Below are 19,457 nucleotides of genomic sequence, written 5' to 3'. Positions count from 1 at the left end.
TGGTCCGACCCGTCCGGTGGCGCCAGGTCGGTCCTCATCATCGGACATTTACTATCACCCTGTGAACACCATGTCCATTCAGTAACATCATCGCTGCGGACACAGTCGCGCCGTGACAGAGAGGACGAGCACCGAGTGAACGCCATTGCGTTGGTGGCCAAGGCCGGGCAGATCGTCGACGAGGTGAGCAGACTCGGGCCGTCGACATCCGCGGAACTCGCTCTGGCAGTTGCCGAGCCACGCCCGACCGTGCATCGCATCGTGGTCGCCCTCGAGCAACTCGAGGTGATGCGGCCGACCGGTGACGGTCGCGTCGAACTCGGTTCCGCGATGGTGCGGTGGGGCGATGCGGCCGTGGAAGCGTTCGTCGACCGAGCAGAACTGCGATCACGACTGCACTGGGTTCGCGAGCGCTTGGGGATGAGCGTGTACTTCTGCGTACGGCACGACGACGGCGTGTTGTGCCTCGATCTGGTCGACGGAGCGAGCGTGGACATGCGCGAGTTGGCCCCCGGGCGGATCCTGCCCCGTCATGCCGGTGCCGCGTCGCGCGCGCTTCTCGCGTCCGACACGCAGGAAGCCGTCGACGCCGTTCTCGCGGGATCGCTGGACCGCGTCGCCTCCGGGACCCCGGTGACCGCCGAGGAGGTACGGACCCGACTCGACCGGACCGTGGCCCGCGGATGGAGCGTCGACGACAACGAGATCGTCGAGGGCGTGGCGTCCGTGGCCGTGTGTGTGCGGCGCAGCGACGGCACCGCCGCGGGCGTCATCTCGGTCGCCGGACTACGAGCCGACGTGCTCGCACAGGAGGAGGCAGCCGGTCGGGTGCTCACGGTCGCGGCCGAGGCGCTCGCAGTCATCATGGATCGGCCCCCGTCGATCGGCCCGCGTCCCGGCGCCGTGTTCCACCGGCCCGGCACATCGACCGGGACCCGCGCTCCGGCACTGATCGTCAAGGCCGGCGCCCTGATGGACGCGCTCGCGGACGAGCGGATCGTCACCTCGGCCCGGCTCGCCGACGTGATCGACGAGCCGGTCAGCTCGGTCTACCGCATGCTCGCCACACTCTCCGGCCTCCGGTGGGTGGAGCAGATCGGTCACCGCGGCGGCTACCGCGTCGGGAGACGTGTGCTGTCGCTGGCCGGCGAATTCGCTCGGCGACTCGATATCCGACGGGCAGCAGTGCCCGTGCTGCAGGAGATCCACCGGGCCACCGGTGAGACCACGTTCCTGTGTATCCGGCACGGCAACCGAGCGGTGTGCATCGAACGGATCGACGGCATCCGGGTCAACAGTCGAGTTCTGCGTCTGGGGCGGTCGTTGCCCCTGCACGTCGGTGCCGCCCCCCGGGCGCTGCTGGCCTTCGAGGACCGGGAGAACTGGGAGAAGTACGCCTCCGTCGAGCTCGACGACGTGGGTTCCCGGACGGCCCTCGTCGCGCAACTGGAGGAGATCCGGGCACGCGGTGTCGCGCTGAGCGACAACACCGTCACACCCGGCATCGCTGCGATCGGCGCCCCGATCTTCGACCACCGCGGCGAGGTCGCCGCGTCGCTGTCCCTGAGCGGACTGCGCGAGGGTGTGCTCGCCGACCGTGGCGACGGGCTCTCGGCGACCGACCTGGTGGTCCGGGGAGCCGCGGAACTCTCCCGTCATCTGGGCTTCGACGTCGCGCGTCGATCGAGCACCGGACGGGTCACGGGACCAGCGACTGGAGAACCCGTCTGAGTCGCCGAACAGCGTTGTCGTCGAGCGAATTCAGGATTTTCGCCTGTACCGCGCCGAGAGCGTGCTGAGCGTCGGCGCACAGCGTCCGGCCTGCCGTCGTCGCGCTGATCCGTTTGTGTCGGCGATCGTCGGGGTCGACGGTTCGGGAGATCAGGCCGCGGTCCTCGAGGTCGTCCACCAGGGCGACTATCTGACTCGGATCCAGGCCGAGTTTCTCGGCGATCCGTCGTTGGCCGATGCCGTCCTCACCCTCGCATGCGAGCGCCAGGACGGAATACGAACGAACGCGGAGATCGAAGGGCGCCAACGCTGTGGTGGCGGCCTGTGTCATCGAGGTCCCCGCGCGGGTCAACAGGAACCCGATGTCGTCGGACAGGGGCGAGGTGTCGATCATGTGATCCCTCCTTCTCTGCTCCGGAGCGATCGTAGCGAATATTAATCGTTGACAATGTCAATGATTGATGTTTATGTCATGTCGGATCACGAGAAGGAGACTGATATGGGGCTCGACAACACGGTGGCCGTCGTCACCGGCAGCGGCCAGGGACTGGGTCTGGCCTACGCGAAGGACCTTGCGCGCCACGGGGCGGCAGTCGTGGTCAACGACATCGACCGAACGACCGCTGAGGCCGCCGTCTCGTCGATCCGCGAGGCGGGTGGACGGGCGGTGGCCGTGGTCGCACCGGTCGGCAGCGCTGACACCGCCGACGAACTCGTCGCCACCGCCGTCGACAACTTCGGTCGACTCGACGTCATGGTCACCAACGCAGGCATCCTTCGCGACAAGGTTCTGTGGAAGATGACCGACGACGACTTCGACTCGGTGGTGAACGTCCATCTGCGCGGGACGTTCACCTGCGCGCGTGCAGCCGCTGTCCACTTCCGAGCACAGGGGGACGGTGGACGGATCGTGTGCATCGGCTCACCGGCGGGCCAGCGCGGAAATTTCGGGCAGACGAACTACTCCGCGTCCAAAGCGGGGATCGTCGGCATGGTTCGAACGTGGGCGATGGAGCTGAAGCGTGCCGGGGTGACCGTGAACGCGGTGTGCCCGGTCGCGGCGACGTCGATGACCGAGAGTGTTCCGTTCCTGCAGAGGTACATCGACGCCATGCGTCACGGTGAGGAGCTTCCGCCGTTCGCGCGTCGCGAGCTCGGTTTCGGCACTCCCATCGACGCCGCGGGCATCGTCTCGTTCCTCGCGAGCGACGCGGGTGCAGAGATCACGGGGCAGGCCTTCGCTGTCGGTGGCGACCGCCTCGCGGTGTGGACTCATCCGGACATGACCGCCACGTCCTACCACGACGGCGGCTGGGCAGCGGAGGACATCGCGGCTGCCTGGGCATCGACGTTCGCCGACAGCCTGCAGTCGGTCGGGGAGAACATCCCGACCGAGCCGACGTCATGAGTGCGAAGTACGAATGCGCCGTCGACGTCGATGCCATCGTCGCGCTCGACGTGCACACCCACGTGGAGGTCGACGGGTGTGGACACCGATCGCTCGACGACGACCTGATGGCGGCGTCGGAGAAGTACTTCGGGTCCGGCGCGGACCGCACCCCGAGTATCGACGCGATCGCCGACCATTACCGCGCCCGCAACATGGCCGCCGTGGTGTTCACCGTCGATGCCGAGGCAGCCACCGGACATTCGCCGAACTCGGTCGAGGAGATCGCCGAGGGTGCAGCCCGCCACAACGACGTCCTGATTCCCTTCGGATCCGTCGATCCGTGGAAGGGTGCTGCGGCGGTTCGCCGCGTCCACCGGCTCGTCGACGAGTTCGGTGTGCGCGGATTCAAGTTCCACCCGAGCCTGCAGGGATTCGAGCCGAACGACAGACGGTTCTACCCGCTCTACGAGGCCATCACCGAAGCCGGCGTGCCGGCGTTGTTCCATACCGGTCAGACCGGCATCGGTGCCGGCCTGCCCGGTGGGCACGGCATCAAGTTGCGGTACTCGGACCCGATGCTGCTGGACGACGTCGCCGCGGACTTCCCCGACCTGACGGTGATCATGGCGCACCCGGCGGTTCCGTGGGCCGACGCCCAGATCTCCATTGCCACCCACAAGTCCAATGTGTACATCGATCTGTCGGGTTGGTCTCCGAAATACTTCCCACCACAGCTCGTGCGGGCCGCGAATTCGATGCTCCGGCGCAAGGTGTTGTTCGGTTCCGATTTCCCGGTGTTGACACCGGATCGGTGGATGAAGGACTTCGCGCAGCTCGACATCCGGGACGACGTTCGTCCTCTCGTACTCAAGACCAATGCACTGGCCGCCCTGGGCCTGTCGTCGAAGGAGACCTCATGACCACGCGAATCGCGACTCTGGCCGAGCTGAAGAGTCTGGTGGGCACCGAGCTGGGCACCAGCTCGTGGATCGATGTACCGCAACAGCGGATCGATACCTTCGCCGACGCCACGGACGATCACCAGTGGATCCACGTGGATCCTGTCCGCGCGGCGGCCGAAAGCCCCTTCGGTGGTCCGGTGGCGCACGGTTACCTGACGCTGTCTCTGATCATCCCCATGTGGGAGGAGCTTCTCGTCGTCGGTGACGTCACCACGAAGATCAACTACGGGCTGAACAAGGTTCGGTTCGTCAGTCCGGTGCCGGCCGGCGGTCGTGTGCGCCTGGCTGCCGTCGTGACGGCATACGACGAGCTCGCCGAGAACGGCGCCCAGGTCACGATCGCCGCAACCATCGAGTTGGAGGGAAGCCGGCGTCCCGCGGTGGTCGCCGAGGCCGTCCACCGCATGTTCGCCTGACAGACCGAGAACGAGAGAACGGATCGAGATGCGTGATCACGGTGTGGGATCGTGGATTCGTCGGCGAGTCAGGCAGAGCCCCGGTGCCTCGGCGATCGAGTTCAGGGGCAGAACACTGAGTTACGACGAAGTCGACGACCGTACGGTGCGCCTCGCTCACGTTCTGCGAGGGCTGGGTGTGCGACGCGGCGACCGGGTCGGGATCCTGTCGAGCAATCACCCTGCATACCTCGAGTTGCTGTTCTCCTGTGGAGTTCTCGGTGCCGTGTTCGTACCTCTGAACGCACGACTGACGGCTCCGGAAGTCGCGTTCGCTGTGGAGGACTCGGGCCTCTCGGTGTTGGTGCATTCGGCGGAACTCGGTGACATCGCCGCTACCGCCGTCGGAGTGTCCGGCGTGCGGCGCATCGTGCTGGACGACGAGTACGACACGCTCGTCGCGGGTGCCGACTCCGGGCGCATCGACGAGGCTGTGGGGGGAGCGGATCCGTGCTTCATCATGTACACATCCGGCACCACGGGTAGGCCCAAGGGCGTCGTGATGTCGCACGACAACGTACTGTTCGCCGTGCTGAACGCAATCCTCGATCTGGATCTGTGCAGCGACGAGGTCGCACTGGTGTGTGCGCCGCTGTTCCACACGGCGGCCCTCGACATGGTCGCTCTTCCCATCCTGTTCAAGGGCGGCGTCGTCATCGTCGAGGAGGGTTTCGACGCCGGTCGAGTACTCGACATCGTCGAATCACGTTCTGTGACCTACACGTTCGGTGTACCGACGATTCTCGACTCGCTCGTGGCCCACAGCCGCTGGGCCGAGACCGACCTGACATCGCTGCGCAGAATCGTCGTCGCGGCGGCGCCTGTACCACCCCGCACGCTGCGCGCGTACGCCGAGCGTGGCGTCACCATGTGCCAGGGCTACGGCTTGACCGAGAGTGGACCCGGAGCCACGATCCTGGCCTCGGTGGACGCCGAACGGAAGGTCGGCACTGCCGGGGTACCGCACACCTTCACCGATGTCAGGATCGTCGACGGAATGTCGAATCCGGTGCCCGCGGGTGAGCGTGGGGAGATCCAGATCCAGGGACCGAACGTCATGACGGAGTATTGGGGGCGACCCGATGCGACGGCGGAGGTTTTCGACGACGGGTGGCTTCGCACAGGCGATATCGGGATCGCCGACGCGGAGGGCTTCATCACGATCGTCGATCGGCTCAAGGACATGATCATCTCCGGCGGCGAGAACATCTACCCGGCCGAGATCGAAGCCGCTTTGCTCGACCTCCCCGGAGTCGAGAGTTGCGCAGTGTTCGGCGTACCGGACCCGCGATGGGGCGAGTCGGCCGTGGCAGCGGTCACCTTCACCGACGCCGCCGAGATGACGATCGGCTCGCTCGCCGACGCACTCGGTGGTCGGATCGCCAGGTACAAGCTGCCCAAGCGGTACGTGCTCGTGGACGACATCCCGCGGAACCCGACCGGCAAGATCCGCAAAGATCTACTCCGCGAACGTTACTCGGAGAGCGACGCGGGTGCGGCAGCCGAGTGAGCACGTCCGTTCGTCAGCTGTCCGCGTCTCGTAGAGCGGATGCTGCCGAGGCGAACGCACGGTTGCTGTTGGGGACTCCGGCGTAGACGGCGGTGTGGAGGAACACTTCGGCAAGCTGCTCCGGTGGTATCCCGGCGCGCAGCGCGGCCCGGATGTGCATGTCGAGCTCGTGCTCGTTGCCCATCGCGGTCAGGATCGCGAGCGTGAGCAGTCGGCGGGTGCGATGATCGAGCCCGGGCCTGCTCCAGATGTCACCCCATGCGGTGCGAGTGATGAAATCTTGGAAAGGTTCCGTGAAGGCAGTGGCCGCGGCCGTTGCGCGATCGACGTGCTCGTCACCGAGTACCGACCGTCGTACCGAGTCACCGATGGCTCGGGCTCGGGCGCGGCCGGGATCGGCGCCGATGTGCTCGAGAACCAGACGGGTGACGTTTCCCGCCTGTTCGATGCTCGCGAGGTGAGCAGCGGGACCGACGACTTCCATCCGGGCGCCCCGGATGCCCTCGGCGAGTCCGGACATGACCGAGGAGGGCGTCGCGGGATCCCCGTCACCGGCGACGGCCAGTGTGCGTGCCGTGATGCGGTCGAGGTCCGGTCGCGCATCCCACACCGCGAGAGCCTCGCAGCATGCTGCGTATCCCTCGGCGTCGACGCCGTGCAGCATCGCGAGTGACCTCTCGACCAGTTCGGGGTCGCGATCGGCCAGTGCGGGAGTGAACCACCGTTCGACGATCGAGCCGGCGATGGAGCTCAGGCCGTCGCGTCGCACGGTGTCGGCGCGAGCTGTCCACGCGGTGGAGTCACCGAACCGCGCAGCGGTACACAGCAGCGTGAGGGATGAGACGCGCTCGGGTCGGTGTATCGCGATCCACTGGAAGACTGCCCCTCCCAACGACAGTCCGACGAGATGCGCACGCGCGACCCCGAGGTCGTCGAGCAGAGCGAGTACGTCGTGTCCGAGGTCTGCGATCGTGTAGGGACCGTCCGGGGCCGGACTGCCCCCGTGTCCGCGATGATCGGCTCTGACCACCGTTGCGGTCGATGACAGCGGTGCGATCTGGGGGTCCCACATCGATCGATCCGATCCGAGCGAGCCGAGCAGAACCACGGTGCCCGCTCCGTGCGGTCCGACGATCACGTCGTGGGCGAGTGCAACGGTCATGAGGTCCCTCCAGAGGTGCCGGTGATGTGGCCGAGCGCAGAATCGACGAAGTCGGCCGCATGGCCGGTGTACTGCTCCGGGTCGGTCAGTGTTCGCACCGTGTCGGCGCTCAGATGTTCGAGCACAGCGGGATCCTCGTCCAGCGGTCTGCCGTCGACACACGCCGAGGTCACGATCACGCGCGCATCGTCGGTGTGGTCGGCCAATGCGGCAGTGACACGCTCGGCAAGGATCGCTCCGCCGGTGATGTCGAGATTGCGACGCATCACGTCCGTGTGCACGCGCAGTCCGGTCAGGCAGTCCGCGAGACGTGCCGCGGCGCCGCCTGTCCCGCGAACGATGTCGGTGGTGGTAAGCCATTCGGCATGCCACGCGCCCGAGGCGCGTTGGTGGTCGTGCGACATCGCGAACAGGATGGTGGCCACCGAGCCGGGAACCCTCGATGCGGCGGCCCGAGCGGTGATCGCGGCGACGGGATTGCGTTTGTGGGGCATCGCCGACGAACCACCAGGTGCATTCTCCGACACCTCGCCTACTTCGGTCGCACTCAGCAGGACGATGGTGAACGACGGTCCGGACACAGCCCCGGCGAGAACACCGAAGGCCGTCGCGATGCGTGCGAGCGGCACCCTGTCGGTATGCCATGGTCCGGGAGAATTCCGGAGACCGAGGCGTAGTGCAAGATCGGCGGACACGGCGGGTCCGTGGGGATGAAGGGATGCAAGAGTGCCTGCAGCGCCGCCTAATTGGACCGGAGCTGCGTCGAGCGTCCTCGACAGGGCGACCGCGGCGTCGTGAATGGAGACTGCCCACCCAGCAGCCACGGCCCCGAAGGTGGTGGGCACTGCCTGTTGTCCCAGTGTGCGTGCCACCATCGGGGTGTCGCGATGCCGACGGGCCAGTCCCGCAGCCGCGTCGACGCACCGCCGCGCGTCGCCGAGCACCACGTCGCCGGCTCTGCGCATCAACAGCATCAGTGCGGAGTCCATGATGTCCTGGCTGGTGGCACCCAGGTGGACCGACCGAGGTGGAACATCGGCGGCAGACCTCAGTCTCTCGACGAGTGCGATGACCGGGTTCCCGCCGGCCGCGGACTCGTGGCCCAGCCCGGCAGGGTCGAGGGTCATCGCCAGTTGACCTGCTGCACGGTCTATTTCGGCTGCATCGAGTGCCGGAACGAGGCCGGCGGCAGCACACGAGTGTGCCAGCGCCACCTCGACGTCGAGAAGCGCGCGGATCCACGATGCGTCGCTCACAGCGGCCGATGCAGCGCTCGACCCGAACACGGGGTCGAACAACGGTGAGCTCACAGCAGGAAGAACGGGGTTTCCAGCCCGTTCTCGTCCTGGACGACGACCCGTAGGTGGTATCCACCGGGCACCGAATCGGCGATCAGAGCAGACCTGCGTTCGACGGGCACCGTAGACAGCACGGGATCCACCGCATTGGCTTCCGTCTCGTCCGGGAAGTAGACCCGGGTGACCAGGCGTTCGAGCATTCCCCGCGCGAAGATGCCGATATCGATGTGGGGCGCCTCCGTGCGACCGTCCTCCGCGGGAAGTGCGCCGGGCTTGACGGTGTAGACGGTAGCCGTGCCCGTCTCGTCCGCGACTGCCCGGCCGAAGCCTCGACATCCGTGCGGTGACGGTGCAGCGCGTCCTCGAGGATCGGCAACGTGATCGAAACGGCCGGCGGCGTCGGCCTGCCAGGTCTCGATCATCGCGTCGGCGATGGGACTTCCGGACCCGTCGATGACGGTGATCGAGACGCCCACTCGTCCGGCGGTGCCGGGTGGAACCACATCGGGCCCGTCCGGCCACGGCAGTCCGATGTGGAGGTACGGTCCGACCGTCTGCGAGGGGGTCTGACCGAACGGCACCGTCGTGAAGTTGCCGGGCGTCGGCGAATAGCGCGGCGAGAACACGGGTTCCGGTGTATCAGTCGTCATGGTCTTCTTCCTCGAACGGAGTGGCGTTGCGGCCGCGCAGGACGATGTCGAAGCGGAATCCCAGTGCCCAACTCTCGCGGGTCGCATCGTGATCGTAGACACCGATCATGCGCTGACGCGCACCGTCGGGAACGGAGTTGTAGATGGGATCCTGGAAGAAGAGCGGGTCGTCCGGGAAGTACATCTGCGTCACCAACCTCTGGGTGAAGGCGGTGCCGAAGAGTGAGAAATGAATGTGCGCCGGTCGCCAGGCATTCGCGTGATTACCCCACGGATACGCACCGGGTTTGACGGTGGTGAACGAATAGCGTCCGAGCGCATCGGTCAGGACACGTCCGACACCGTCGAAATGCGGATCGAGCGGTGCCGCCCAGGTGTCGCGTGCGTGTCGGTACCGACCGGCTGCGTTGGCCTGCCACACCTCGACCAGAGTGTTCGGGATCGCGTGCCCGTCGCTGTCGAGTACGCGCCCGTGCACGACGATGCGTTGGCCCTGCGCCTCCCCGCCGGCGACCGACGTCAGATCGGAATCGGCCTCGGTGACCCGCCCGTCGCCCAGAACAGGACCCGTGATCTCGGTCAACCTTTGCGGCAACAGGATCAACGGTGACCGCGGATGCCTGAGCGAGGTGGTGCGGTAGTCGGCGAAGTCTCGCGGCGCGTGATCCGCCGACTGATCGCGATAGGGCTGCGACGGCAAGGCGGTAGGGAGAACGGGGTCGGGCGGGACGGACATCACGGCCGTCCTGTCGTGGGCCACCCCGTGTAGCCCTCGGCGAGGTAGGCGGAGCCGCTGTCGGAGCCGACAATGCTCGTCAACTCGGCCAACTGGCGTTGTTCGTCGAAATCCGAGGTGTCGGGTAGTCGGTGCAGCATCGTCGTCATCCAGTAGGAGAAGTGTTGGGCTTTCCACACCCTGGCCAGAGCCCGATCGCTGTACCGGGACAGGACGTCGAAGTCCGCTGTCGTGAATGCTCGTTCCAGGACCTCCGCCAGAACTCGAACATCGGCGAGCGCCAGATTGAGTCCCTTGGCGCCTGTCGGAGGCACGGTGTGACCGGCGTCCCCGACGAGGAGGAGGCGACCGCTGCGCAACGGTGTCTGTACGAAACTACGGAAGGGCAGCACCGACTTCTCCAGAACAGCACCGTGTTTCAGCTCGAATCCGTCGTCGCCGGACAGCCTGGTCCGCAGTTGTTCCCAGATCCTGTCGTCCGACCACGTAGAGGGGTCCTCCGCGGCGTCGCACTGGAAGTACATGCGCTGTACGTCCGCCGTCCGTTGGCTGATGAGGGCGAAGCCGTCGCGGTGCCGGGCGTAGATCAGTTCGGGTGCACTCGGCGGAGCCGCGACCATGACCCCGAACCACGCGAAGGGATACTCGCGGAAGTACTGCGTCGCGCCTCGAACGGATGCGCGACACATGCTTCGCGAACCGTCGGCTCCGACGACGATGTCGGCATCGACCCGGTGTACCGAATCGTCGTCGTCGGTGTACGTGACATAGGGATGGTCGTCGACATCGTGAATCTCCGTGTCGCCGAGACCGTATCGAAGGTCACCGTCGTCTCGTGTGCGGCACGCGTGAAGATCGAGGAAGACGTCGGTCTGAGGATAGAGCCAGCACGAGGCGTCGGCATGGCGGCGGAAGTCGATGCGATGGCTGACTCCGTCGAACCGTAAGTGGATTCCCTCGTGTTCGTGACCGTCGGCGAGAACGCGGTGGGATGCACCACTGTCCGTCAGCAGGCTGACGCTGTCCTGTTCGAGGATGCCGGCGCGATGCGTTGTCGCGATCCGGTGGTGACTCCGGGTGTCCAGCACGATGCTGTCGATGTCGGCGACGTGCAACAGATGGGACAGAAGCAGGCCGGCCGGGCCGCCGCCGACGATGGCGACCTGCGTACGTGTCGTGGTCATGTCCGGGAACGGTAGTGACAGCCACCACTGCCGTCGACGGGATAGTGTCACTGAGTGACATTCACCGAGGAGTCGTCGGAGGCCGTCGGCACGACCTCCATGGTGGGTCGTGTCTTCTCGGTGCTCGACGCATTCTCGACGTCCCGGCGCACCCTGCGGCTCGCCGAGATCGCGGACAGCGCAGGTCTGCCACGACCGACCTCGATGCGCATCATCCGTCAGCTCGTGGAGCACGGCGCGCTGGTCCGTCACGGCATGGAGTACGAAGTGGGTCCGCGGATGTGGCACCTCGGCCTGCTCGCAGCCGTCCAGAGTGACCTCCGCGACGTCGCCGCGCCCTTCCTCAACGACCTCCACGCGGCGACGCGGGCCACAGTGCATCTGGCGGTGAGAGAGGGTGACAGAGCGCTGTATCTCGACCGTCTGGCCGGAAGCACGTCGGTCCCGGTGGTCAGCCGCGTGGGCGAGACGTTGCCGATGCACTGCACGGGGGTCGGCAAGATCCTCCTCGCCTATGCGCCCGACGACGTCCGACGCAGGGTGATGGACCGGCTGAGCAGGCAGACTGCTCACACGCTCACCAATCGGTCCGTCCTGACCGCACAGCTCGACGAGGCTCGCCGACGCGGATTCGCGACCACGACCGAGGAGATGACGTTGGGGGCGTGCTCGGTGGCCGTGCCGGTGCTCGCCGACGGGAGCGCAGTTGCTGCTCTCGGCGTCGTGGTGCCGCGTCTCGGTCGTGACACCGCTCGCTTCGTTGCCGCGATGACCGTCGCAGCGCGGGGTGTCGGTCGCATGCTCGACCGGGAAGTCCTGATGCGTAACGGAAATACGTGACCCGCGGGGCGCGTGCGGCAGCCCCGTCCGGCGCGCTCACGAGTAGGACGGAGCTTTCACGTCCGAGAAGGCCGCCAGCGTCGGAACGAGAACTGCGACGAGAACTGCTGCTGCGCCGAATGCGACCAGTGCGCTCCCGAGTCCGCCGAACACGGCGCCCAGCGCGACGACGACGAGAGGGCTCGCGAACTCGCCGGAGAACATGGCTGCGGTCCACGCGCCGGTTCCGCGGGCGCGCTGAGCGAAGTCGAGGTCGCTCACGACCGCGAGAAGAAGTGTGGGAAGCAGTAGTCCGCACCCGGCCGACACGACGATCCCGCCGGCCGCGACGAGCAGGGGAGACGCCGCCAGTCCGACCATTGTCAGTCCGACGCCTGATGCACCGAATGCGATCGGCAGCAAAACTTTCGGACCCGCCCCGGATACTCGGCCGAAGGTGAATGCGGCAAGGGCTGTGGCGATTGCGACGACGGCACTGACCGCGCCGATGGCGCCAGGGTTGTCGACACCGACGGCGTCGAGCGCGATCGGGATCTGGACGATCGGTGCGTAGAACACCGCTCCACCGAACAGCGTGACGGCCAACGGCACGAGCAACGGCCGCCAGTGAACCGGTGCGCCCGTTCGATGCACCGTGGCTGTCGAGCGAGGCTGCCACAGCACGAGCGGCGCGATGATCGCGAAAAGTATGCCGACGGTGTAGAGCCAGAACGGGAAACGCCAGTTGTTCTGTGCCAGTGCGCCTCCGGCTCCGATGAACACCACGGCCGACAGGCTGGTGAATACCACCTGCAGCCCGAACCAACGTGCGCGCTCGGTCCCCTCGAAGTAGTCGGCGATCAGGGTCGTGCAACAGGTCATGATGGCGGCCTCGGCAACACCGACACCGAGTCTCGACGCCACGATCGAGGACAGCGAATCCAGGAAGAACGGCGCCACTCCGAACAGCGAGTACACGACCAGTGCCACGGTCAGGAGACGGATACGGCCGACCCTGTCGATCACCCGTCCCGCGACCAGCGCGAGCGCGCCGATCATCAACGCCGGCGCCGTGACGGTGAGTGGCACCAGGATGTCGACCCCGGGTGTGTCGGCGAAGGCGTCCTGCATCTGTGGCTGGATCGGGGCGAGTGACACCGCACCCAGCACCGGGAGACAACTCAGCGAGACCAGCAGGATCCCGTGCCGCCGACCTGGCCTTCTTCCGAGATCGGGGAGGTCGGAACCGAGTCGAGTCATGTGTCTCTCCGTCATCTGTGAGTCGGCTTTCGTGAGGTGGGTCACGTGTCGGCGATCAGTGTGTGCCGTCGTCGGCTGTCACGGAAATTGCACATGCTGAGGTCGGTCATCAGCGTGGGTTATAGCCGGGGGTCAGCGGTGGCCATCACTCCCAGTGATACTGATCATTTGCGACGCTTCTTTGACTGATGCGTCAGGAGGGCGCAACAGTGGCTGTCATCACACCGTCGCCGAACGAAAGTCACTCTCCCGTGGATACTGCGTCCCTGCCCCTGCCCTCCCTCGCACTCGGTACCGCCGTGTTCGGCGACGGACCACACGCTGTACTTCTGTCCTCCGGCAACTTGCTGGAGTTGGATTCCATTGCAGGTGATCTCGGACTGGCTACGCCGATCACCACGCGTGCCGTCCTCGAGGACTGGGACCGAGTGCTGCCGATACTGCGTGCATCGGCAGAGTCGGGTGCCGGCACGTGGAGAGCTCTTCAGGACGGACAGCTGTCGGCACCGATCGAACCGCGTCAGATCCTGCAGGCCGGCGCCAACTACCGGACACATGTCATCGACCTGGCCGTCAAACATGCCGACCCCTCGGACGGCCGAACGGAGGATCAGGTTCGTGCCGATGCTGCCGAGATGATGGACAAGCGTGCGTCCGAGGGTGATCCGTACTTCTTCGTCGGACTGCCCTCCGCGGTGACCGGTCCGCACGACACGGTCGTTCTTCCGGCAGGCACACACAAGAACGACTGGGAACTCGAACTGGTAGCCGTCGTCGGTCGGCACGCGTACGGGTTGTCCGTCGACGAGGCCTTGGACGCCATCGCCGGCTACACCATCGCCAACGACCTCACGACGCGTGAGCTCGTGTTCCGGCGGGACATGCCGGAAATCGGAACCGACTGGCTGCGTGCCAAGAACGCGCCGGGATTCTTGCCCCTCGGGCCTTGGATCGTGCCGAAGGATGATGCAGGGGACGTGTCCGAGATGCGGCTGACTCTCGAACTGGACGGCACGGCGATGCAGGACGAGTCGACGAAAGACATGTTGTTCGACGTCGCCGCATTGGTGTCCGCGGTGTCCCAGTCGGTGCAGTTGATGCCGGGTGATCTGATCCTGACCGGCAGTCCGGCAGGCAACGGCATGCACTGGGGTCGACTTCTGCGCGACGGTGACGTCATGACCTCCACCATCACCGGACTCGGCTACCAGCAGACCCGCGTGGTGGATGCGTCATGACATCGGTACTCGTCATCGGCGCCGGCATTGCCGGAGCAGCAGCGGCAATCGCGTTGGCCAGGGGAGGCGCGTCGGTCGATGTGGTGGAGAAGACGCAGCGTGACCATGCCGCAGGATCCGGTATCACCCTCCAGGGCAACGCGCTTCGCATGTTGAGGTCGCTCGGTGTGTGGGACGAGGTGCAGAAGCAGGGCTACGGTTTCGACACCGTCGGCATTCGCGCGCCGGACCCCCGGGGAACCCTGTTGGTCGAGGTCGATGACGCTCGAACCGGGGGCGCGGACCTTCCCGCCGGCATGGGCATGGAGCGCCCCGTGCTGACATCCATCCTGCGCTCGGCCTCCGAACGCGCCGGCGCCGACATGAGGTTCGGTGTGGCAGCGCGGTCCCTTGCCCGGGACGGATCCGGCGTCACGGTGACTTTCTCCGACGACACCGTCGGCCGGTACGACGTCGTGATCGGAGCAGACGGCGTGAGGTCGTGGACCCGCGCCGCGATCGGGATCGACCTCCTGCCGCGCCCGACCGGCATGGGTATCTGGCGGCTGGTCGGACCGCGACCGGACACCGTCACGCGCACAGAGTTGTACTACGGCGGCGCCGGCTACATCGCCGGATACTGCCCGACGGGCGAGAACTCGCTGTATGCGTACATCGTCGAAGATGCCCGCGACCGCACGGGTCTGTCGCCGGAGCAGCGCCTCGCCGTCATGACCGGCCTGGCCGAGAGCTATCACGGACCGTGGGACGAGATCAGAGCTCGTCTCGACGATCCGGCGTCCATCAATTACACGTGGTTCGAGACGCACGTGCTGGAGGGTCCGTGGCACCGCGGCCGCGTCGTGCTGATCGGAGATGCCGCGCATTGCTGTCCACCGACGGTCGCGCAAGGTGGCGCTCAAGCCCTGGAGGATGCGGTCGTGCTGGCAGATGTGTTGCTGGGCGGGGACGACATCGACGACGCGCTCCTCGACTCCTTCACCGCGCGACGCCTGCCCCGGGCGCGCGCCGTGGTGGAGGCCTCGGTCCAGATCGGAACCTGGATGCTCGAGGGTGATTCCTCGGCCGACGTGCCCGGTCTGATGAACCGCGTCGCAACTCTGGTCAGCGAGGCACCATGAGCGGCCGCACAGTGGACGTGCACGCGCACGCCATCGTCCCCGAGGTTGAGGCCGCCGTCACTGGACAGTCGGGTCTGGCGGAGCATCGGGCTCTCGACGCCCGACGCAACGGTGCCGAATCGCTCGCCGTGTCCGGGAAGATGGTCGCCGCTCGCATCCCCCAACTCACGGGGCTGGATCGACGTCTCGCCGATATGGACGCTGCCGGAATCGACGTGCAAGTGGTGTCGCCGTCGCCGTCGCAGTATCACTACTGGGCGGACCGTGACGTGGCTCGGGTGGTCACCGAGAGTGCGAACCGTGGCATCGCGGCGTTGGTCGCCGAGGAGCCGTCGCGGCTCGTCGGTCTGGGTCTGATTCCCCTGCAGCATCCGGAGGCGGCGGTGGCGGCCCTCGACGACGCCGTGCTGACCTGTGGGCTCGCCGGCGTGGAGATCTCGTCGTTCGCCCCGGGTGTCGAACTGTCCGACGGACGGCTGGAACCCTTCTGGGCGCGCGCGGCAGAACTGGGAGCGGTGGTGTTCCTGCATCCCTTCGGGTGCTCGCTCGACGAGCGTCTCGATCGCTTCTACCTCTCCAACACGGTGGGTCAGCCGGTGGAGAACGCTGCGGCACTCTCTCATGTCATCTTCTCGGGTGTACTCGATCGCCATCCCGCCCTGAAACTGCTGGCGGCGCACGGAGGTGGGTATCTCCCCACGTACATAGGCCGTTCGGACCGCGCCTGGGAAGTCCGTCCTGAGGCGCGACGGTGTGCCGATCGCCCCAGCACCTACCTCTCCCGCATCACGTTCGACTCGCTCGTGCACGGAGCGGGCGAACTTCGAGCCCTCGTCGATGCTGTCGGGCCGGAGTCGGTCGTTCTCGGTTCGGACTATCCTTTCGACATGGGCAACGACGACCCGGTCGCGGAAGTCCACGCAGCAGGCCTGTCCGACGCGATCACCCGATCGATACTCGGCGACAACGCAATTCGTCTCGGTTTGTCCCCAGCACCGTCAGGAGTCACCTCATGAGCGACTACGTCTTCACACATCTCCGGCACATCGACATCGCCGTGCCCGACTACCAGCAGCAGCTCGACTTCTACACCCATCAGTGGGGGCTGACCGACGTCGGAAGCGACGGCGACGTGACCTACCTCGCGGCTGAGGGATCGCCCGAGCGTTACGTCGTCCGAATCCGGAAGGCAACCGACAAGCGGCTCGATCTGGTGTCCTACGGGATGGCCGACAACGCAGGTGTCGACGCCCTCGCCGAGCGTCTCGCGGTGGGTGGTGTGCAGTTGGTCGGCGAGCCGGACACTCTGCAGACGATGGGCGGCGGCTACGGGTTCCGCTTCTTCGACATCGACGGACGCACCATCGAGGTATCGGCCGATGTCGCGGTCAGGCAGCATCGCAAGGTCGAGGAGGGGGAGTCGATTCCGGTCAAGCTGTCTCATGTGGTCCTGAATTCGCCCGATCCGGAGGCCACGGTTGCGTTCTACGACAAGTGGTTCGGATTCCGGTTGTCGGACACGCTGACCCATCCCCGGATGGGGGAGATGATGTGGTTTCTCCGGACCAATCCGCAGCACCACAGTATGGCCGTCGCTCGAGGCCCCCATGTGTCCTTGCACCACGCGTCGTTCGAGCTTCGCGGCATCGACGAGTACATGCGCGGAACCGGGCGCATGTTGAGGGCAGGCGTCGAGAAGATCTGGGGTCCCGGACGCCACAAGGCCGGGAACAACACGTTCTCGTACTTCCTCGACCCCAACGGCAACACGATGGAGTACACCACCGAGCTCGAGGTTCTCGACGAGGACACCTGGCATCCGCACCTGCTCGACTTCTCGGCACCGGAGGTGTCCGATCAGTGGGGTACTGCCAATGCGATGGACGAGTTCGTCGCCAAGAAGTCGTTCAACGACCCTGACAAGGGCCTCTTCGTGGCGCCGCCGGTATGAAGTTCGCGAGGTACGACTACGCCGGCGCGACGTATGCCGGTGTGGTGCGAGGCGACCGTGTGCATGCCGTGGCGGTGTCGATGGGGGAGTTGGTGAACGCCGGACTGTCTCGTGCTCTCGACCTCGGATCCGCCGCGATGGACGGGCCGTCGGTCGCGCTGGACGAGGTGGCTCTGCTGGCACCGTTGCAGCCGGCGACCATGCGCGACTTCGTCGCATTCGAAGAGCATGTCGAGGGTGTGCGCCGCAGTGTCGACGGGCAGGTCGGCGTCGTCGACGCGTGGTTCGAAGCCCCCCGGTTCTATTTCACCAACCCGTACACCGTCAGCGGTCCGGGAGCCGTGGTCGCACCGCCCGCAACATGTCGCGCACTGGATTTCGAATTGGAAGTCGCGGCGATCGTCGGTAAGTCCGGTCGAGACATCACGACGGCGAATGCGCACAAGCATGTCTTCGGCTACACCATTCTCAATGACTGGTCCGCGCGCGACATCCAACGCCGTGAGATGGAAGTGGGCCTGGGACCGGCGAAGGGCAAGGACTTCGCCAGCACGTTGGGGCCATGGATCGTGACGGCCGACGAGATCCACAGCCGTCGTGACACCGACGGATTCCTCGACCTCACCTGCACTGTCGACGTGAACGGTCGACGTGTCGGCCATGATTCGCTCGCGAACATGGGATGGAGCTTCGACGCTCTCGTTGCCTACGCGTCTCGTGACTCGTGGATTCATCCGGGGGACGTTCTCGGAAGTGGGACAGTCGGAAACGGGGGTTGTCTCGCCGAGCTGTGGGGTCGGCGGGGCGAGCAGACACCGCCACCGCTCCAGGCGGGCGATGTGGTGACCATGACTGTCGAGGGCATCGGAACATTGGAGAACACCGTCGGGACATCGCACGCAGTGCCGCAGGTTCCCCCTGCGAGGGTCGTGGACCACCGGCGTATCAGGGACGGACGCGCGGATGTCCGATCTCTCCCACGGAAGGTAGTCACATGACCAGCACTCACGAGAACCCGCGGGCGCTCGACCGCACCGACCCCGAAGGCGAGATCGCGAAATCAGCGACCCGGAACCGTAACTGGGGCAGGTGGGGCGAGGACGACGTGCGCGGGACGATGAACTACCTCACCGACGACCTGCGCGCTGCTGCAGGATCGTTGATTCGCAAGGGGACGTCGTTCTCGCTGTCGCAGAGCTTCGACATGTCCGGTCCGCAGAAGGGCTGGCGTCGCCGGACGAACCCGGTCCACACGATGCTTGACACCGGAACCGATGCCGCGGCCGGCATCCAAGGATTTCCGCACGGACTGGGCGGGGCAGACGACGTCGTCTGCATGCCCCTGCAGTGTTCGACGCAGTGGGACGGGTTGGGCCACATCTTCGATCACGGGACGGCGTGGAACGGTCGACCGGCAGGTTCGGTCGTCACCAGTCTCGGTGACGGGGTCACCGGGATCGAAACGGTCGCCAACGGCATCGTCGGTCGTGGTGTCCTGCTCGATGTCGGGAGACAGTTCGGCGACAACGGTGAGCTTCCCGACGGCTTCGCCATCACCACCGAGCATCTGACCGCCACGATTGCGGCGCAGGGCCGCACGTCCGACATTCGGCGCGGTGATCTGGTGCTGGTCCGCACCGGTCAGTTGAGCAGGGCTCGTCGTGACGGCTGGGGCGACTATGCCGGCGGCGCGGCGCCGGGACTGTCGTTCACCACTGCGGATTGGTTGCACGACAGTGAGATCGCTGCGATCGCTACCGACACATGGGGGTTCGAAGTGCGGCCCAACGAGTTCGATGTCGCATTCCAACCCCTGCACCAGGTTGCGATCCCCAACATCGGATTGTTCCTCGGCGAGATGTGGGACCCCGACGCCCTGGCCGAGGACTGCGCCACGGACGGAACGTACGAGTTCTTCCTGACCGCAGCGCCGATCCCGGTCACGGGAGCCGTCGGAGCGCCGGTCAATCCGATCGCGGTCAAGTAGGAG

The 19,457-nt window shown here is 66.2% G+C and carries 19 protein-coding genes; 12 read left to right on the top strand and 7 right to left on the bottom strand.

The genetic code is table 11. From position 1 onward, the window contains the following. Window positions 1–135: 135 nt before the first annotated feature. The gene (locus HQ306_RS06150) at window positions 136–1,731 is read left to right on the top strand and encodes an IclR family transcriptional regulator (protein WP_222628318.1); all 1,596 of its coding nucleotides are present in this window, start codon (window positions 136–138) and stop codon (window positions 1,729–1,731) included. Here HQ306_RS06150 and HQ306_RS06145 read toward each other — a convergent pair. Then, complete coding sequence (locus HQ306_RS06145) at window positions 1,700–2,125, bottom strand: MarR family winged helix-turn-helix transcriptional regulator (RefSeq protein WP_222628314.1); 426 nt, start codon at window positions 2,123–2,125, stop codon at window positions 1,700–1,702. The genes HQ306_RS06150 and HQ306_RS06145 overlap by 32 nt on opposite strands. Window positions 2,126–2,230: 105 nt before the next feature. Here HQ306_RS06145 and HQ306_RS06140 point away from each other — a divergent pair, with 105 nt between their 5' ends. Genes HQ306_RS06140 through HQ306_RS06125 form a run of 4 tightly spaced genes read left to right on the top strand, consistent with a single transcriptional unit; the run spans window position 2,231 to window position 6,048 of the window. Beyond that, entirely contained in the window at window positions 2,231–3,139 is a 909-nt protein-coding gene (locus HQ306_RS06140) for an SDR family NAD(P)-dependent oxidoreductase (RefSeq protein ID WP_222628311.1), read from the top strand. Beyond that, window positions 3,136–4,041: an amidohydrolase family protein gene (couO, locus tag HQ306_RS06135; RefSeq protein WP_222628307.1), complete on the top strand. Its 906-nt coding sequence runs from the start codon at window positions 3,136–3,138 to the stop codon at window positions 4,039–4,041. Before HQ306_RS06140 ends, couO begins: the two co-directional genes overlap by 4 nt. Next, window positions 4,038–4,499: a MaoC family dehydratase gene (locus tag HQ306_RS06130; protein ID WP_222628304.1), complete on the top strand. Its 462-nt coding sequence runs from the start codon at window positions 4,038–4,040 to the stop codon at window positions 4,497–4,499. Before couO ends, HQ306_RS06130 begins: the two co-directional genes overlap by 4 nt. Before the next feature lie 28 nt (window positions 4,500–4,527). After that, a complete protein-coding gene (locus tag HQ306_RS06125) occupies window positions 4,528–6,048 on the top strand; it encodes a long-chain fatty acid--CoA ligase (RefSeq protein ID WP_222628301.1) in 1,521 nt (506 codons plus the stop codon). A gap of 13 nt (window positions 6,049–6,061) precedes the next feature. Here HQ306_RS06125 and pcaD read toward each other — a convergent pair whose 3' ends face one another. The 5 genes from pcaD to HQ306_RS06100 are packed head-to-tail and all read right to left on the bottom strand — an operon-like array spanning window position 6,062 to window position 11,078. Then, a complete protein-coding gene (gene pcaD, locus HQ306_RS06120) occupies window positions 6,062–7,210 on the bottom strand; it encodes a 3-oxoadipate enol-lactonase (protein WP_222628299.1) in 1,149 nt (382 codons plus the stop codon). Beyond that, on the bottom strand, window positions 7,207–8,520 hold the full coding sequence (locus tag HQ306_RS06115; protein WP_222628296.1) for a lyase family protein: 1,314 nt from the start codon (window positions 8,518–8,520) through the stop codon (window positions 7,207–7,209). Before HQ306_RS06115 ends, pcaD begins: the two co-directional genes overlap by 4 nt. Beyond that, on the bottom strand, window positions 8,517–9,158 hold the full coding sequence (pcaG, locus tag HQ306_RS06110) for a protocatechuate 3,4-dioxygenase subunit alpha (RefSeq protein ID WP_222628293.1): 642 nt from the start codon (window positions 9,156–9,158) through the stop codon (window positions 8,517–8,519). The genes HQ306_RS06115 and pcaG overlap by 4 nt, the downstream gene beginning before the upstream one ends. Further along, a complete protein-coding gene (gene pcaH / locus HQ306_RS06105) occupies window positions 9,148–9,894 on the bottom strand; it encodes a protocatechuate 3,4-dioxygenase subunit beta (protein ID WP_222628290.1) in 747 nt (248 codons plus the stop codon). The genes pcaG and pcaH overlap by 11 nt, the downstream gene beginning before the upstream one ends. Beyond that, entirely contained in the window at window positions 9,894–11,078 is a 1,185-nt protein-coding gene (locus HQ306_RS06100) for a 4-hydroxybenzoate 3-monooxygenase (protein ID WP_222628287.1), read from the bottom strand. The genes pcaH and HQ306_RS06100 overlap by 1 nt, the downstream gene beginning before the upstream one ends. Window positions 11,079–11,177: 99 nt before the next feature. Here HQ306_RS06100 and HQ306_RS06095 point away from each other — a divergent pair, with 99 nt between their 5' ends. After that, entirely contained in the window at window positions 11,178–11,918 is a 741-nt protein-coding gene (locus HQ306_RS06095) for an IclR family transcriptional regulator (RefSeq protein WP_222629341.1), read from the top strand. A gap of 36 nt (window positions 11,919–11,954) precedes the next feature. Here HQ306_RS06095 and HQ306_RS06090 read toward each other — a convergent pair whose 3' ends face one another. Next, window positions 11,955–13,157, bottom strand: a complete 1,203-nt coding sequence (locus HQ306_RS06090) for an MFS transporter (protein ID WP_222628284.1) — start codon at window positions 13,155–13,157, stop codon at window positions 11,955–11,957. A gap of 251 nt (window positions 13,158–13,408) precedes the next feature. Between HQ306_RS06090 and HQ306_RS06085 the strand changes: the two genes are divergently transcribed. Genes HQ306_RS06085 through HQ306_RS06060 form a run of 6 tightly spaced genes read left to right on the top strand, consistent with a single transcriptional unit; the run spans window position 13,409 to window position 19,454 of the window. Next, window positions 13,409–14,395 carry a fumarylacetoacetate hydrolase family protein gene (locus HQ306_RS06085; protein WP_222628275.1) on the top strand — a complete coding sequence of 329 codons (987 nt, stop codon included), beginning with the start codon at window positions 13,409–13,411 and terminating at the stop codon, window positions 14,393–14,395. Then, window positions 14,392–15,516, top strand: coding sequence for an FAD-dependent monooxygenase (locus tag HQ306_RS06080; protein ID WP_222628274.1), 1,125 nt, complete (start codon window positions 14,392–14,394; stop codon window positions 15,514–15,516). The genes HQ306_RS06085 and HQ306_RS06080 overlap by 4 nt, the downstream gene beginning before the upstream one ends. Continuing rightward, window positions 15,513–16,532, top strand: a complete 1,020-nt coding sequence (locus HQ306_RS06075; RefSeq protein WP_222628273.1) for an amidohydrolase family protein — start codon at window positions 15,513–15,515, stop codon at window positions 16,530–16,532. Before HQ306_RS06080 ends, HQ306_RS06075 begins: the two co-directional genes overlap by 4 nt. Continuing rightward, window positions 16,529–17,467, top strand: coding sequence for a VOC family protein (locus HQ306_RS06070; RefSeq protein WP_222628272.1), 939 nt, complete (start codon window positions 16,529–16,531; stop codon window positions 17,465–17,467). The genes HQ306_RS06075 and HQ306_RS06070 overlap by 4 nt, the downstream gene beginning before the upstream one ends. Beyond that, window positions 17,464–18,465 carry a fumarylacetoacetate hydrolase family protein gene (locus HQ306_RS06065; RefSeq protein WP_222628267.1) on the top strand — a complete coding sequence of 334 codons (1,002 nt, stop codon included), beginning with the start codon at window positions 17,464–17,466 and terminating at the stop codon, window positions 18,463–18,465. Before HQ306_RS06070 ends, HQ306_RS06065 begins: the two co-directional genes overlap by 4 nt. Beyond that, window positions 18,462–19,454 (top strand): cyclase family protein, encoded by a 993-nt coding sequence (locus HQ306_RS06060; RefSeq protein WP_222628265.1) that lies wholly within the window; start codon window positions 18,462–18,464, stop codon window positions 19,452–19,454. Before HQ306_RS06065 ends, HQ306_RS06060 begins: the two co-directional genes overlap by 4 nt. Window positions 19,455–19,457: the final 3 nt, after the last annotated feature.

It is taken from the genome of Rhodococcus sp. BP-160 (assembly GCF_019836205.1).
Classification (GTDB): Bacteria; Actinomycetota; Actinomycetes; order Mycobacteriales; family Mycobacteriaceae; genus Rhodococcoides.
The sequence above is the reverse complement of the archived record's forward strand: the minus strand, read 5'-3'. Positions and strand labels throughout refer to the sequence as shown.